At 71.9% G+C, this 14,062-nt stretch carries 15 protein-coding genes; 8 read left to right on the top strand and 7 right to left on the bottom strand.

The features are described 5' to 3' along the window. Position 1: 1 nt before the first annotated feature. From OG885_RS06440 to OG885_RS06425, 4 genes are read left to right on the top strand one after another with little or no spacing between them, the layout of a single operon-like run. Positions 2 to 910 carry an ATP-binding cassette domain-containing protein gene (locus tag OG885_RS06440; protein ID WP_405727379.1) on the top strand — a complete coding sequence of 303 codons (909 nt, stop codon included), beginning with the start codon at positions 2 to 4 and terminating at the stop codon, positions 908 to 910. Beyond that, on the top strand, positions 907 to 1,806 hold the full coding sequence (locus OG885_RS06435; protein WP_405727376.1) for a sugar phosphate isomerase/epimerase family protein: 900 nt from the start codon (positions 907 to 909) through the stop codon (positions 1,804 to 1,806). The genes OG885_RS06440 and OG885_RS06435 overlap by 4 nt, the downstream gene beginning before the upstream one ends. Before the next feature lie 14 nt (positions 1,807 to 1,820). Then, on the top strand, positions 1,821 to 2,840 hold the full coding sequence (locus OG885_RS06430) for a Gfo/Idh/MocA family protein (RefSeq protein WP_405727373.1): 1,020 nt from the start codon (positions 1,821 to 1,823) through the stop codon (positions 2,838 to 2,840). Between the two features lie 57 nt (positions 2,841 to 2,897). Further along, on the top strand, positions 2,898 to 3,725 hold the full coding sequence (locus tag OG885_RS06425; RefSeq protein WP_405727370.1) for a PhzF family phenazine biosynthesis protein: 828 nt from the start codon (positions 2,898 to 2,900) through the stop codon (positions 3,723 to 3,725). On the opposite strand, the gene OG885_RS06420 is transcribed toward OG885_RS06425, so the two are convergent. The 5 genes from OG885_RS06420 to OG885_RS06400 are packed head-to-tail and all read right to left on the bottom strand — an operon-like array spanning position 3,697 to position 8,233. Then, positions 3,697 to 4,149, bottom strand: a complete 453-nt coding sequence (locus OG885_RS06420) for a GNAT family N-acetyltransferase (protein ID WP_405727367.1) — start codon at positions 4,147 to 4,149, stop codon at positions 3,697 to 3,699. The two genes, OG885_RS06425 and OG885_RS06420, sit on opposite strands and share 29 nt — an antisense overlap. A gap of 30 nt (positions 4,150 to 4,179) precedes the next feature. Beyond that, positions 4,180 to 5,202 carry a Gfo/Idh/MocA family protein gene (locus OG885_RS06415; RefSeq protein ID WP_405727364.1) on the bottom strand — a complete coding sequence of 341 codons (1,023 nt, stop codon included), beginning with the start codon at positions 5,200 to 5,202 and terminating at the stop codon, positions 4,180 to 4,182. Continuing rightward, on the bottom strand, positions 5,199 to 6,203 hold the full coding sequence (locus OG885_RS06410; RefSeq protein ID WP_405727361.1) for a Gfo/Idh/MocA family oxidoreductase: 1,005 nt from the start codon (positions 6,201 to 6,203) through the stop codon (positions 5,199 to 5,201). The genes OG885_RS06415 and OG885_RS06410 overlap by 4 nt, the downstream gene beginning before the upstream one ends. A gap of 44 nt (positions 6,204 to 6,247) precedes the next feature. Continuing rightward, complete coding sequence (locus OG885_RS06405) at positions 6,248 to 7,051, bottom strand: SDR family oxidoreductase (RefSeq protein ID WP_405727358.1); 804 nt, start codon at positions 7,049 to 7,051, stop codon at positions 6,248 to 6,250. A 15-nt stretch (positions 7,052 to 7,066) separates the two neighbouring features. Further along, positions 7,067 to 8,233 (bottom strand): phytanoyl-CoA dioxygenase family protein, encoded by a 1,167-nt coding sequence (locus OG885_RS06400; protein WP_405727355.1) that lies wholly within the window; start codon positions 8,231 to 8,233, stop codon positions 7,067 to 7,069. Positions 8,234 to 8,362: 129 nt separating this feature from the next. On the opposite strand from OG885_RS06400, the gene OG885_RS06395 reads away from it, so the two are divergent. After that, positions 8,363 to 9,388, top strand: coding sequence for a LacI family DNA-binding transcriptional regulator (locus OG885_RS06395; protein ID WP_405727352.1), 1,026 nt, complete (start codon positions 8,363 to 8,365; stop codon positions 9,386 to 9,388). Between the two features lie 11 nt (positions 9,389 to 9,399). On the opposite strand, the gene OG885_RS06390 is transcribed toward OG885_RS06395, so the two are convergent. Further along, the gene (locus OG885_RS06390; RefSeq protein WP_405742606.1) at positions 9,400 to 9,747 is read right to left on the bottom strand and encodes a cupin domain-containing protein; all 348 of its coding nucleotides are present in this window, start codon (positions 9,745 to 9,747) and stop codon (positions 9,400 to 9,402) included. A 149-nt stretch (positions 9,748 to 9,896) separates the two neighbouring features. Here OG885_RS06390 and OG885_RS06385 point away from each other — a divergent pair, with 149 nt between their 5' ends. From OG885_RS06385 to OG885_RS06375, 3 genes are all read left to right on the top strand, one after another. Beyond that, complete coding sequence (locus OG885_RS06385; RefSeq protein WP_405727349.1) at positions 9,897 to 10,412, top strand: hypothetical protein; 516 nt, start codon at positions 9,897 to 9,899, stop codon at positions 10,410 to 10,412. A gap of 65 nt (positions 10,413 to 10,477) precedes the next feature. Continuing rightward, the gene (locus OG885_RS06380) at positions 10,478 to 11,329 is read left to right on the top strand and encodes an intradiol ring-cleavage dioxygenase (protein WP_405727346.1); all 852 of its coding nucleotides are present in this window, start codon (positions 10,478 to 10,480) and stop codon (positions 11,327 to 11,329) included. 35 nt (positions 11,330 to 11,364) lie between these two features. After that, a complete protein-coding gene (locus OG885_RS06375; RefSeq protein WP_405742605.1) occupies positions 11,365 to 12,399 on the top strand; it encodes a maleylacetate reductase in 1,035 nt (344 codons plus the stop codon). Between the two features lie 69 nt (positions 12,400 to 12,468). Here the strand turns inward: OG885_RS06375 and OG885_RS06370 are convergent, their stop codons facing one another. Then, positions 12,469 to 13,959 (bottom strand): MFS transporter, encoded by a 1,491-nt coding sequence (locus OG885_RS06370; protein ID WP_405727343.1) that lies wholly within the window; start codon positions 13,957 to 13,959, stop codon positions 12,469 to 12,471. Between the last annotated feature and the right edge of the window lie 103 nt (positions 13,960 to 14,062).

Raw genomic sequence — 14,062 nt, 5'->3', positions numbered from 1 at the left:
GATGACAACCAACGGAACCCACGGGGCCGTCCTCGCCGACACCGAGCCCGAGGGGAGCGACGGCGCGATCGTCGAACTCCGCAACGCCGGCAAGTCGTACGGCAACATCCGCGCCCTGCACGGAGTCGACCTCAAGGTCCATCCCAGCCAGGTCACCTGTGTGCTCGGCGACAACGGCGCCGGCAAGTCGACCCTGATCAAAATCATCTCGGGTCTGCACCAGCACACCGAGGGCGACTTCCTCGTCGACGGCGCCGCGGTGCGCTTCTCGACGCCGCGCGAGGCCCTCGACAAGGGCATCGCCACCGTCTACCAGGACCTCGCCGTGGTCCCGCTCATGCCCGTGTGGCGCAACTTCTTCCTCGGCTCCGAGATGACCAAGGGCCCCTGGCCGCTGCGGCGCCTCGACATCGAGACGATGAAGAAGACCGCCGACGAGGAGCTGCGCAACATGGGCATCGTCCTGGACGACATGGAACAGCCCATCGGCACGCTCTCGGGCGGCCAGCGCCAGTGTGTGGCCATCGCCCGCGCCGTCTACTTCGGCGCCCGGGTACTGATCCTGGACGAGCCGACCGCCGCCCTCGGCGTCAAGCAGTCCGGCGTGGTGCTGAAGTACATCGCCGCCGCCCGCGACCGCGGCCTCGGCGTCATCTTCATCACCCACAACCCCCACCACGCCTACATGGTGGGCGACCACTTCAGCGTCCTGCGCCTGGGCACGATGGAGCTCAACGCCTCCCGTGACGAGGTCAGTCTCGAAGAGCTGACCAACCACATGGCGGGTGGCTCCGAACTCGCCGCGCTCAAGCACGAGTTGTCGCAGGTGCGGGGCGTGGACGTCGAGGAACTCCCCGAGGCCGGCGACCTCAGGGCGCCGGTGGTGACGGCCAAGGACGACACGCCGTGACCGCCCTGGACCGCATCCGGGTCGGTTCCGCCCCGGACTCCTGGGGCGTCTGGTTCCCGGACGACCCCCGACAGGTGCCCTGGGAACGCTTCCTGGACGAGGTCGCCGAGGCGGGCTACGCGTGGATCGAGCTGGGTCCGTACGGCTATCTGCCGACCGACCCGGCCCGGCTCACCGACGAGGTGGCCAAGCGGGGCCTCAAGGTGTCGGCCGGCACGGTCTTCACCGGCCTGCACCGCGGCCCCTCGGTGTGGGAGTCGACCTGGGAGCACGTCAGCCAGGTCGCCGCCCTCACCCAGGCCATGGGGGCCCGGCACCTGGTCGTCATCCCCTCCTTCTGGCGGGACGACAAGACCGCCGAGCTGCTCGAACCCCCGGAGCTGACCCACGAGCAGTGGGCCCACCTCACCAAGGGCATGGAGCGGCTCGGACACGAGGTCAAGGAGACGTACGGCCTCGACCTCGTCGTCCACCCGCACGCCGACACCCACCTCGACACCGAGGACCACGTCGAGCACTTCCTCGACTCGACCGACTCCGAACTCGTCAACCTCTGCCTGGACACGGGGCATTACGCCTACTGCGGCGGCGACAGCGTCAAGCTGATCGAGACGTACGGCGAACGCATCGGCTATCTGCACCTCAAGCAGGTCGACCCGGCGATCCTCGCCGACGTGGTGGCGAACGAGGTGCCGTTCGGCCCGGCCGTACAGCGCGGAGTGATGTGCGAACCGCCCTCCGGAGTACCGGAGTTGGAGCCGGTGCTGGTGGCGGCGCAGAAACTGGGCGTGGAACTGTTCGCGATCGTCGAGCAGGACATGTACCCCTGCGAGCCGGACACGCCACTGCCGATCGCGGTGCGCACCCGCAAGTTCCTGAGGTCCTGCGGCGCCTGAAGGGGGCGACGTCCATGACGCGGAGCGACACGCTACGAGTCGCGGTCATCGGCACGGGAAAGATGGGCACCGACCATGTGCGGCGCCTGACGGAGGTCATCAGCGGGGCGCGGGTGAGCGCCGTCGTGGACGTCGACGCGGAGCGGGCCAAGGCCGTCGCGGCCCGCGTCGACGGCTGCACCGCGTACACCGACCCGCTCTCCGCGATGGACGCGGACGACGTCGACGCCCTGCTGATCGCCTCACCGGGTCCCGCGCACGAGGCCGCGCTGCTGGCCGCCCTCGAACGCGACCTCCCGGTGCTGTGCGAGAAGCCGCTCACCCCCGACGCGGCCTCGGCCCTGCGCGTCCTGGAGGCCGAGCGCGAACGGGGCCGACGGCGGATCCAGGTCGGCTTCATGCGGCGCTACGACCCCGAGTACGCGCGCCTCAAGGGCCTGCTGAACACAGGGCAGTTGGGCCGCCCGCTGATGCTGCACAACCGGCATCGCAACGCGGCCAGCCCGCCCTTCTTCACCAGCGAGATGCTCATCAGCGACTCGGTGGCGCACGAGACGGACGTGACCCGCTGGCTGCTCGGCCAGGAGATCACCGCCGTCACCGTGCTGCGGCCCAGGCCCTCGGCCAACGCGCCGGACGCCCTTCAGGACCCGCAGTTCGTGGTGTTCGAGACGGACGGCGGCGCGGTCGTCGACGTGGAGATCTTCGTCAACTGCGGCTTCGGCTACCAGGTCCAGGCCGAGGTGGTCTGCGAACGCGGCACCGCCCGCATCGGCGACGGCCACGCCATGGTCACCAACATGGCGGGGCGCTGGGGCGGGACCATCGCCCAGGACTTCACCGACCGCTTCGCCGACGCCTACGACCGCGAACTCCAGGCCTGGGCCGACGCCACCCGCCGGGACGAGGTCACCGGGCCGAGCGTCTGGGACGGTTACGCGGCGGCCGCCGTGTGCGAGGCGGGGGTGCGGTCGCTGACGGACGGCGGGCGGGTGGAGGTGGAGCTGGTGGATCGGCCGGAGCCGTACACCTGATCCAGTTCCTCCCAAGTGGACCGGGCCGTAAGGAATCCGGGTGTCTACGGTCGGCCCATGCTCCGTATTCACCTCGTCGACGCCTTCACCGACCGCCGCTTCGCCGGCAACCCGGCGGCCGTGTGCCTCCTGCCCGCCGGGGACTGGCCGGACGAGGGCTGGATGCAACAGCTCGCGGCCGAACTGCGGCACTCCGAAACGGCGTTCGCCCTGCCGCTGCCCGCCGGTACCGAGGCGGACTGGGCGATCCGCTGGTTCACGCCCAAGGTGGAGTCCAAGCTGTGCGGCCACGCCACCCTGGCCACCGCCCACGTCCTGCGCACCGAACACGGTGTGCGGGGCGGCGTCCGCTTCCGCAGCCGTCTGTACGGCACCCTCGTCGCGCACCTCGACGACACGGGCGGCATCACCCTGGACTTCCCCGCCGCACCCGGCACGGAGGTCCCGGTCCCGACCGGACTGGCCGACGCCCTGACCGTGGCACCCCGCGCGACCTACCGCACCCAGGGGCTCGGCGACCTTCTGACCGTCCTGCCCGACGAGGCCGCCGTGCGGGCCCTGGCCCCGGACCTCACCGCGCTGGCCGCGCTGACGGAACGCGAGGGGCTGCGCGGCGTCATCGTCACGGCGACGGCGGACGGCGCGGGGACGTCGTACGACTTCGTCTCGCGCTTCTTCGCGCCCGCCCGTGGTCTCCCCGAGGACCCGGTCACCGGCAGCGCCCACACCGCCCTCGCGCCCTACTGGGCGGACCGCCTGGGCCGGGACCGGCTGGTCGGGCTCCAGGTGTCCGAGCGCACCGGGACCGTCCGCACGGCCGTGCACGGCGACCGTGTCCACCTCACCGGGGACGCCGTCACCGTGCTTGCGGGAGCGCTCGTGTGAACACCACCATCGCCTGGCCCGGCCCGTTGTAGTCGTCCTCGACGCGCGCGTCAAAGCCCAGGCCGCGGTGGAAGGCGACCGATCCCGTGTTGGTCACGGAGGTGACGGCCTTGAGGCGGACCGCGCCCTGCTTCCGGGCGGCCTCGGTGAAGGCGTCGTACAGCCGCCGCCCGAGACCGGTGCCGCGGGTGTCGTCGCGGGTGGCGATCAGATGGACGTAGCCGGTGCCGTCGGGCGTGACGAACCCGACCAGATAGCCGTGGATGCCGTCCTCGGCGCGGGCGACCAGGCACGTCGACCCGAACTCCTGCACAAGGGCCAGGAGATGGAGCGACCGGAGGTCCCGGTCGCCCCAGTAGCGGGGGTGGTCCGCGAGGACCTGCTGGATGTCGGTGACATGAGCGGGGACGATGCGCGCGGTCATGCCCCGATCATGCCAGCGGCGAGCGGGCCCCTACCGGCCGACGACCGACCGCGGCCGTGGCTGGAAGCCCGCCGCGCGGTAGCCCGCGTCGATCAGTTCCATCGTCGCCACCGCGTCGTCCGCGTCGAGCGGCAGCGGCGTGCCCTCGCGGACCCGGGCCGCGAACGCGTCCAACTGGTAGGTGTACGACGACCTGGTGCCGAGGCGTTCCGTGCGCTCGCTGTCCGCCGTGCGCACCACGACCCGGTCGTCGAGGTGCGGCAGCACGAAGTTCGTCGCGGTCGCCTCACCCAGGCTGCCGACGATCCGGCAGCTCATGTCCAGGCCGTCGTACGCCATGTGACAGCGCGCCGAAGCGGTGGCTCCGCTCGGGAACTCCAGCTCCCCGTCCAGCCATTCGTCCACGCCCGGCGCCCCCGCCCGCTCGCCACCGCGCGCGGAGACGAGCCGCGGCGCGCCGCCGCCGAACGGGGCCAGCATGCGCACGGCGTGCAGGCCGTAGCAGCCCAGGTCCATCACCGCGCCGCCGGCCAGCGGCAGCGACCAGCGCGCGTCGGTGTCCGGCGGCGCGGCGATCGCGACCATCGTCTCCACCCGCTGGAGCTCGCCGAGTTCACCGCTCTCCAGCAGCTCGTGCAGGCGGCGGGTGACCGGGTGGAAGAGGTAGTGGAAGGCCTCCATGAAGACGGTCCCGGACTTCGCCGCCGCCTCCCGCACCTCGGCGGCCTCCTCGGCGTTGCTCGCCGACGGCTTCTCGGAGAGCACGTGCTTGCCGGCCGCGAGGGCGGCGAGGTTCCACGGCCCGTGCAGACCGTTCGCCAGGGGGTTGTACACCACCTCGACCTCGGGGTCCGCGATCAGGTCGGCGTAGGAGTCCACGACCCGCTCCACGCCGTGTTCGCGCGCGAACTCCTCGGCGCGGGACCGGTCGCGGGCGGCCACCGCGACGACACGGTGGCCGGTCGAACGGGCCGGGCCGATCAGAGAGCCCGCGGTGATCCGCGCGGCTCCCAGTACTCCGATGCGCAGTGGTTCCCGGCCCGGCTCGCTCATGCCTGCCGTACCTCCTGGATGGTGACGGGGCGGTGCTCGTGCAGGGACAGTGTGCACGCCTCGGCGATCCAGCCCGCTTCCAGGGCGTCCTCCACCGTGCACGGCGAGGGGCGCTTGCCCGCCACGACCTCGGTGAACGCGGTGAGTTCGGCGCGGTAGGCCGCGGTGAAGCGGTCCATGAAGAAGTCGTGCGGGGTCCCGGCCGGGAAGGTCACCCCGGGCTCGACCGAGCGCAGCGGCAGCTTGTCCTCCAGGCCGACCGCGATGGAGTCCTCGAAGCCGTGCAGCTCCATGCGGACGTCGTAACCCCGCTTGTTGTGGCGGGAGTTGGAGATCACCGCGATCGTGCCGTCGTCCAGGGTGAGGATCGCGCCGGTGGTGTCGGCGTCGCCGGCCGCCTTGATGTAGTCGGCGCCCCGGTTGCCGCCGACGGCGTACACCTCGACGACCTCGCGGCCGGTCACCCAGCGGATGATGTCGAAGTCGTGCACCGAGCAGTCGCGGAAGATGCCCCCGGACGCGGCGACGTACGCGGCCGGCGGCGGCGCCGGGTCCAGGGTCGTCGAGCGCACGGTGTGCAGCTTGCCGAGCTCGCCGGACTGCACGGCGGCCCGCGCGGCCATGAACCCGGTGTCGAATCGCCGGTTGTAGCCGATCTGGATCGGCACGGCACTGCCCTGGATCGCCTTGAGGACCTCGACGCCCTCGCTCATGTGCTTGGCGACCGGCTTCTCGCAGAACACCGGGATTCCGGCCTCGACACCGGCCAGGATGAGCGCCGGGTGGGCGTCGGTCGCGGCGGCCACGACGATGCCGTCCACGCCCGCGGCCAGCAGGGCCTCGGGCGAGTCCACGACCTCGCCGCCGAACTTCTCCGCGGCGGCCTTGGCAGCGTCCGCGAACGGGTCGGTGAGCACGAGCGACTCGACCGCGTCGAGTCCGGAGAGGGTCTCGGCGTGGAAGGCGCCGATGCGGCCGAGGCCGAGGATTCCGATGCGCATGGGGGTTGCAGCTCCTTGAGGGTTCTTACGACACAACGGTGGTGCTAGTCGAGTCCGCCGAGCACGTTCTGGTCCCAGTCGATCACCGATCCGGTGACCACACCCGACCGGTCGGACAGCAGCAGGACCACGAAGTCGGCGATCTCGTCCGGCTGGCCGAGCTTGCCCATCGGCAGCTTCGCGGCGGCCTGCTCACGCCAGCCGTCCGCGGCGCCGTGGAAGGTCTTCTGGGTGGCGTCCTCGCCCTCGGTCGCCGTCCAGCCGATGTTCAGGCCGTTGATCCGCACCCGGTCCCAGCGGTGCGCGTGCGCCGCGTTGCGGGTCAGGCCGATCAGCCCGGCCTTCGCGGCGACGTACGGCGCGAGGAACGGCTGCCCGCCGTGCGCGGACGACGTGATGATGTTGACGACCGTGCCGGGCGCGCCCCGGCCCACCATGTCGGCGATCGCGGCCTGCATCGCGAAGAACGGCGCCTTCAGGTTGATCGCGATGTGCTGGTCGAACAGCTCGGGCGTGGTGTCGAGCAGCGTGCCCCGGGAAGTGAGACCCGCCGAGTTCACCAGGCAGTCGATCCGGCCGTACGCGGCGACCACCTCGGCCACCGACCCCTTCGCCTGCTCGGCGTCCGCGAGGTCGGCGCGCACGAACATCGCCTTGCCGCCCGCCGCCGTCAGCTCGGCCACCAGTGCCTCGCCCGGCTCCGGACGGCGCCCGGACACGGCCACGGTCGCGCCCTCGCGGACGGCGGCCCGGGCGATCGCCGCGCCCACGCCCTGGCTGCCCCCGTTGACGAGGACGACCTTGCCGTCGAGGAGGCCCTGGAGCCCCTGAGATCCCTGAAGTGCCATGGGGATGTGTTCCTTTCAGCTCTCGCGCCGCTCGGCGCGCGCCCGCAGCTCGTCCCGCAGCGTGCGCGGCGTCCACCGCTCGCTGAGCGCACGGCGGACCAGATCCGCCTGCGAGGGCGGGGCCAGACCGTCCACCGGGGGGTCACTGTCGAGGTTGGTGGGGAAGGGGTAGCCCTCGGCGCTGGCGGCGATGACGTTCGCCAGCCACTCCTCGCTCGCGCCCTCGGTGGCGCGGCGCAGCAGCACGGGGTAGACCGCGTTCGCCATCGTCTCCCGGTCCACGGTCTCCATGGCCCGCCCGAATGCCGAGGACACCTGGAGCAGATTGGCGACCCGCCGCACATCCGTGGTGCGGTTGGTGCCGGCCGCGTGGAACAGCGCCGGGTTGAAGAAGGCGGCGTCGCCCTTGGCCAGCGGCAGCTGGACGTGGTGCTCCTTGAAGTACGCCTGGAACTCCGGCCGCCGCCAGGCCAGATAACCCGGCTCGAAGGTCTGTGAGTACGGCAGGTACAGCGTCGGCCCGGACTCCACTGGCATGTCGCAGTGCGCGACCGCGCCCTGGAGCGTGAGCACGGGGGAGAGGCGGTGCACATGGGACGGGTAGGCGGCGGCCACCTCGTCGGAGAGGAAACCGAGGTGGTAGTCGCGGTGCGCGGTCTGGGCCAGGCCGCCGGGGTTGACCACGTTGACCTGGGAGGTGACCTGGTAGCCGGGGCCCAGCCAGGCCTCCGCGACCAGGGCGAGGACGGGGTTGGCGTAGTAGTCGGCGAACGCCGTCGGGTCGTAGAGGGCGGCCTTCTCCAGCGCGTTCCACACCCGTTCGTTGGCTCCGGGCGTCGCGAAGTGGTCGCCGGCGGTGGCGCCCGCCGCGTCCTGCTCGCGGATCAGCGCCTCGAAGACCGCGCTGGCCCGGTCGACGATCGCGGTGTCGGGGAACGCGCCGCGGAAGACCACGACTCCGGGCCCGTCGGTGAGGGCCCGCACGAGCTCCTCCTGGACGTCCCGGCGGTCCTTGGCGCCGCGGACGCGCTCACTGTCGTAGAGCAGGACGTTCCGTTCCACGGACGCGGCGTACGGGTAGTCGGCGGGGTCGGTGGTCCGCTCCACGAGCGGGCGCAGGGCGGCGAGGTCACAGTCCTGCTCGGAGAGCCAGGCACGGCGGTGTACGGCGGTGAAGGACATCGACGTCCTCTCGGTGGCAGGGCGACAGCGCTTCGGTGACAGGGGCGACGCAGCGCTGTCATTCTTGTCAGTACAAACCCGTCGAACAACCGGCACGGAGCCATCAAAAACCCCTCAAGGAGCCCGCGCATGGGTCACCCCTTCCCGATCCGGGAAATCGCACGTCAGGCAGGGCTCAGCGAGGCCACCGTGGACCGGGTGCTGAACGGCAGGGGTGGCGTCCGGGAGAGCACCGCGCGTGAGGTCCAGCAGGCCATCGCCGACCTCGACCGGCAGCGCACCCAGGTCCGGCTCGTCGGCCGGACCTTCATGATCGACATAGTGATGCAGACGCCCGAGCGGTTCAGCACCGCCGTCCGGGCCGCGCTGGAGGCGGAACTGCCCGCCCTGCATCCGGCGGTCGTACGCTCCCGGTTCCACTTCCGGGAGACCGGCCCGGTGGAGGAGCAGGTCCGCACCCTGGACCGGATAGCCCGGCGCGGCTCCCAGGGCGTGATCCTCAAGGCACCGGACGTCCCCGAGGTCACGGCGGCCGTCGGACGCCTGGTCGCCGCCGGCATCCCGGTCGTCACCCTGGTCACCGACCTGCCCACCAGCGCCCGCCTCGGCTACGTCGGCATCGACAACCGGGCGGCCGGGGCGACCGCCGCGTATCTGATGGGCCAGTGGCTGGGGGACCGGCCCGGCAACGTCCTCACCAGCCTCAGCAGCGGGTTCTTCCGCAACGAGGAGGAGCGCGAGATGGGCTTCCGCAGTGCCATGCGGGCCCACCACCCGGATCGCACGCTGGTCGAGATCGCCGAGGGGCAGGGCCTGGACGCCACCCAGTACGACCTCGTCCGCGCCGCCCTCGTCCGCGACCCGGACATCCGCGCCGTCTACTCCATCGGTGGCGGCAACATCGCGACCCTGCGCGCCTTCGAGGACCTGGGGCGCGCCTGCGCGGTCTTCGTCGCCCACGACCTGGACCACGACAACACCCGGCTGCTGAGCGAGCACCGCCTCTCCGCGGTCCTCCACCACGATCTGCGCCAGGACCTGCGGGAGGCCTGCCACCTCGTCATGCGGGCGCACGGCGCGCTGCCCCCGGCGGGGCCGACGCTGCCGTCCGCGATCCAGGTCGTGACCCCGTACAACATGCCCAGCCGGGATTGACGGCGTACGCCTCAGCCGAGATTGATCGCGTACGCCTTGCGCAGCGTCTCGTGGACGGTCCACGTCGTACGGTCGCCCTCGCGCAGCACCGCCATGTCGCCGGGCCCGACCTCCAGCGTCGGCCCGCCTTCCACGGCGACGGTGGCCGATCCGCTGACCACCACGAACAGCTCGTCCGCCTCGGTGTCGGTGACGACGCCCGGCGTGATCTGCCAGATGCCCCGGATCTGCCTGCCGTCCGCCGACTCCCAGACCACCTTCCCGGTCACCTCGGGCGTCCCGGACACGATCTGCCCGGGGTCGAGGGGCTCGGGTTCGAGCTCGGCGTCGGGGATGTGGACCACGAAACCGTGGCTCATGGAACTCAGGGAACTCAGGGAACTCATGGGGTGACCCTAGCCACCGCGCGCGCCCCTCCGCCGTGGACAGGGTGTGGGGTATCGGCCCAGGTGGGAGGACACTTCGTCGCGACTGGCGGGCCGACGTGATGCGCGTGATCGTGGGAGACATGGCACAGGCCGCGGCTCCGGCCGCCGAAGCACCGCAGGCGCACGACACGCGCGAGGCCGTCCTGTTCGGCGGCGTCTACGGCGCGGTCCTGGCCTGCTCGATGGTCGCCGCGCTCACCCAGTACGGCCACACCTCCCAGGACAGCCGCCGCTACGACGCCCTGTGGCTCGTGGTCACCGCCCTCGCCTCCGCCCTCGCGCACGGCTACGCCCACTACATCGCCGAACGCACCCCGCACCGGCGCGGCGACGCCGTGCGCACGCTGGTCAACGAGTGGCCCCTGATCGCGGCCGTCCTGCCCACCGTCGCGGTGCTGGCGGGCGCGGGGTGGGGCTGGTGGCCGGCGAAGGGGGTGGAGTACCCGGCGTTCGCCCTGAACATCACCCTGCTGTTCGGCCTCGGGCTGGTCACCGCACGCTCGGCGCACCGGTCGTGGGCCACCGCCCTGCTGACCGGCGGGGTGGACGCGCTGCTGGGCGTGGGTGTCGTGGTGGCGAACGCCGTCATCAAGTGACGGCGATGCCGGGAGCCGGAAGTGACGGAGCGTAGGGTCGGGGCCGGCCGGGGAAGGGAGCCCATATGACCACCGACGTCACCGACGAGGCGATCCAGAGCCTGCACGCCACCGCCGACCCCCGGCTGCGCGACCTGCTCACCGCCCTCGTCCGGCATCTGCACGACTTCGCCCGCGAGACCCGGCTGACGCAACAGGAGTGGGAGGCGGCGATCCGCTTCCTCACGGCGACGGGACAGTCCTGCACGGACACCCGGCAGGAGTTCATCCTCCTGTCGGACGTGCTCGGCCTGTCGATGCTGCTGGAGACACTGCACGGCCGACACACCCCCGACGCCACCGAGTCGACCGTCCTCGGCCCCTTCCACATGACGAAGTCCCCGGCCCGCCCGCTTGGCGCGAACATCGACCTCGTCGGGGCGGGCGAGCCCTGCCTGGTCAGCGGCCGTGTCCTGGCCGCGGACGGCACCCCGCTGCCCGGCGCGATTCTCGACGTCTGGCAGGCCGACGGCAACGGCTTCTACGACGTCCAGCAGCCGGACGTCCAGCCGGCGGGCAACGGGCGGGGGCTGTTCACGACCGACGCGCAGGGCCGGTTCTGGTTCCGCACCTGCGTGCCGAGTTCGTACCCGATCCCCACGGACGGCCCGGTGGGCGACCTCCTGCGCGCCACCGGCAGGCACCCCTACCGCCCCGCCCACATCCACTTCATCGCCTCGGCCGACGGACACACCCCGGTCACCACGCACATCTTCGTCGCGGGCGACAAGTACCTGGACTCCGACGCGGTGTTCGCCGTCAAGCAGAGCCTCGTCCGCGACTTCACCCCGACCGACGACCCGTCCCTGGCCCGGGAGTTCGGTGTCCCGAACCCCTTCCGGCACGCGCACATCGACCTCGTACTGGAGCGCGCGTGAACGACTTGACGGCCTTCACCCACGAAACGCCGCCCATGCGGGTCGTCTTCCGTCCCGGCGCCGCGACGACGGCGACCGCGGGGGAGGCCGAACGGCTGGGCCTGCGGCGGCTGTTGGTGGTCTCCGGCACGCATGGCGCCGAGGTCGCACAGGCGGTCGCCGACTCTCTCGGCCCGGCCTGCGCGGGCCTGCACACCGGGGCCAGGATGCACGTCCCCGTCGAAGTCGCCGACCGGGCCGTGGAGGTGGCCCGGGCGGCGGGTGCGGACGGCTGTGTGGCGGTCGGCGGCGGCTCGGCGATCGGGCTCGGCAAGGCGATCGCGCTGCGCACCGGACTGCCGCTGATCGCCGTGCCCTCCACCTACTCCGGTTCGGAGGCGACCCCGGTGTGGGGCCTGACCGAACACGGCGCCAAACGCACGGGCCGCGACCCGTCCGTCCTGCCCCGCAGCATCGTCTACGACCCCGAGCTCACCCTCTCCCTGCCCGTCCCGCTCTCCGTCACCAGCGGCGTCAACGCGATCGCCCACGCCGTCGAGGCCCTGTACGCCCCCGACACCTCGCCCCTGATCGCGCTGACCGCGCAGGAGGGCGTACGGGCCATGGCGGGCGCGTTGCCCCGGCTGGCCGCGGACCCCCGGGACCTGGACGCCCGCGGCCGTGCCCTGTGCGGCGCCTGGCTCTGCGGTTCCTGTCTGGGCGCCACCACGATGGGCCTGCACCACAAGCTGTGCCATGTCCTCGGCGGCACCTTCGGTCTGCCCCACGCCGAGACGCACACCGTGGTCCTGCCGTACGCCCTCGCGTACAACGCCCCCGCGGCCCCCGAGGCGGCGGCGGCCGTCGCCCGCGCCCTGGGGGCGGCCGAGGCCCCGACCGCCCTGTGGCGGCTGGCCGGGGACCTGGGCGCACCCCGCTCCCTCGCCGAACTCGGTCTGAAGGAGACCGACTTGCCGGTCGCGGCCGCCCAGGCGGCGGGGCAGGCGTATCCCAACCCCAGGGAGGTCACGGAGGACGGGGTGCTGGTGCTGCTGCGGGCTGCGTACGAGGGCGGGCCGCCGAGGCAGTAGTAGGCGTGGACGTCGTAGGGCACGAGCGAGCCCGCGGAGCGGCGGGCTCCGGGGGCTCACTCGATCGTGTCAGGCCTTCGCGGCGGCGATCTCCGCGGGCTGGGTCGGGCTGTCCGCGCCCTCGGTCGTCGCGGGCCGCTTCTTCGGGATGAAGGAGGCGAGGAAGAAGGCGAGGACCGCCGCTCCGGCGCCGATGGCCATGACGAGCTTGAAGCCGCCCTCCGACGGAAGGGCGTGGCCGCCGAAGTCGGTGGTCAGCTGGGCGAGGAGCACACCGGTGAGGGCGCTGGCGAAGGACGTGCCGAGCGAGCGCATCAGGGTGTTGAGGCTGTTGGCCGCACCGCTCTGGGAGGGGGCGACGGCACCCATGATCAGGGCGGGCAGGGCGCCGTAGGTGAAGCCGATGCCGGCGCCGATGACACAGGACACCAGGACCATGTGCCAGAGCTCGCTCATGAGCAGGATGTTCAGGCCGTAGCCGGAGGCGACGATCAGTGTGCCGACCATCAGCGTGACCTTCGGGCCCTTGGCCGCGGTGAGCTTCGCGGACAGAGCCGACATGATCATCATCACGAAGCCCTGCGGGGCCAGCACCAGGCCGACGGTGAGCATGGACTCGCCGAGTCCGTAGCCGGTCTCCTTCGGCAGCTGCATCAGCTGCGGCAGGACCAGGGACGTGGCGAACATCGAGAAGCCGAGGGCGATCGAGGCGAGGTTGGTGAACAGGACCTGGGCCTTGGCCGTGGTGCGCAGGTCGACCAGCGACTCCTTGGACCTCAGCTCCCACCAGCCCCAGCTCAGCAGGACGATCACGGAGGCGGTGGCGAGACCCAGGGTCGTCGCGGAGGTCCAGCCCCAGTCGCCGCCCTTGGACACCGCGAGGAGCAGGGTGACCAGACCGGCCGACAGGCCGAGTGAGCCGACGAGGTCGAAGCGCCCGCCGGCGCGGCTGCCGGCCTCCGGGACGAAGAACAGGACGAGGAGCAGGGAGGCGACGCCGAGACCGGCGGCGATCCAGAACAGTACGTGCCAGTCCCAGTTGTCCGCGATGAACGCGGCGGCCGGCAGACCGATCGCGCCGCCGACACCGAGCGAGGCGCTCATCACGGCCGTGGAACCGGCGAGCTTCTCGGCGGGAACCGTGTCCCGCAGGATGCTGATGCCGAGCGGCACCACCGCGGCGGACAGCCCCTGGAGCACCCGGCCGATGATCATCGGTACGAGGGAGTCGGAGAGCGCGCAGACCAGGGAACCGGCGATCAGCAGTCCGATGCTGGTCAGCAGCATCCGCCGCTTGCCGAACATGTCGCCGAGCTTGCCGACCGTGGGGGTGGCGACGGCCGCGGCCAGGAGCGTCGCGGTGACGGCCCAGGCGGCGTCGGACGCGGGGGCGTCCAGGAAGGTCGGCAGCTCGGGCACGATCGGGATGATCAGCGTCTGCATGAGCGAGACGACGATTCCGGCCATGGCCAGTACCGCCACCACGGCACCGGCACTCGGCCTGGCCGGGGAGGACGTCCCCGCCGAGGCGGGAGGGGCAAGGGCGTCGGCGTCGGACATGGCGGGGCCTCCACGAAGAGCGTGTTGCTTGAGTTACTCAACCATAATTGTATTGCTTGACTTAAGCAAGCTGGTGCGGATCGTGGCGGGCTGCGGGTTGCGG

Source organism: Streptomyces sp. NBC_00028, assembly GCF_045041065.1.
GTDB lineage: Bacteria > Actinomycetota > Actinomycetes > Streptomycetales > Streptomycetaceae > Streptomyces.
Note: the sequence above shows the minus strand (reverse complement) of the source record. Positions and strands in the feature narration are given on the sequence as shown.

Bases quoted from the DNA above. Each gene is read 5' to 3' on its own strand.
- OG885_RS06395 (WP_405727352.1), top strand. From the start codon at position 8,363: ATGGGTCACCCCTTCCCGATCCGGGAAATCGCACGTCAGGCAGGGCTC.
- OG885_RS06385 (WP_405727349.1), top strand. From the start codon at position 9,897: ATGGCACAGGCCGCGGCTCCGGCCGCCGAAGCACCGCAGGCGCACGAC.
- OG885_RS06420 (WP_405727367.1), bottom strand. From the start codon at position 4,149: ATGACCGCGCGCATCGTCCCCGCTCATGTCACCGACATCCAGCAGGTC.
- OG885_RS06400 (WP_405727355.1), bottom strand. From the start codon at position 8,233: ATGTCCTTCACCGCCGTACACCGCCGTGCCTGGCTCTCCGAGCAGGAC.
- OG885_RS06370 (WP_405727343.1), bottom strand. From the start codon at position 13,959: ATGTCCGACGCCGACGCCCTTGCCCCTCCCGCCTCGGCGGGGACGTCC.
- OG885_RS06375 (WP_405742605.1), top strand. From the start codon at position 11,365: ATGCGGGTCGTCTTCCGTCCCGGCGCCGCGACGACGGCGACCGCGGGG.
- OG885_RS06390 (WP_405742606.1), bottom strand. From the start codon at position 9,747: ATGAGCCACGGTTTCGTGGTCCACATCCCCGACGCCGAGCTCGAACCC.
- OG885_RS06425 (WP_405727370.1), top strand. From the start codon at position 2,898: ATGCTCCGTATTCACCTCGTCGACGCCTTCACCGACCGCCGCTTCGCC.
- OG885_RS06410 (WP_405727361.1), bottom strand. From the start codon at position 6,203: ATGCGCATCGGAATCCTCGGCCTCGGCCGCATCGGCGCCTTCCACGCC.
- OG885_RS06440 (WP_405727379.1), top strand. From the start codon at position 2: ATGACAACCAACGGAACCCACGGGGCCGTCCTCGCCGACACCGAGCCC.
- OG885_RS06430 (WP_405727373.1), top strand. From the start codon at position 1,821: ATGACGCGGAGCGACACGCTACGAGTCGCGGTCATCGGCACGGGAAAG.
- OG885_RS06380 (WP_405727346.1), top strand. From the start codon at position 10,478: ATGACCACCGACGTCACCGACGAGGCGATCCAGAGCCTGCACGCCACC.
- OG885_RS06405 (WP_405727358.1), bottom strand. From the start codon at position 7,051: ATGGCACTTCAGGGATCTCAGGGGCTCCAGGGCCTCCTCGACGGCAAG.
- OG885_RS06415 (WP_405727364.1), bottom strand. From the start codon at position 5,202: ATGAGCGAGCCGGGCCGGGAACCACTGCGCATCGGAGTACTGGGAGCC.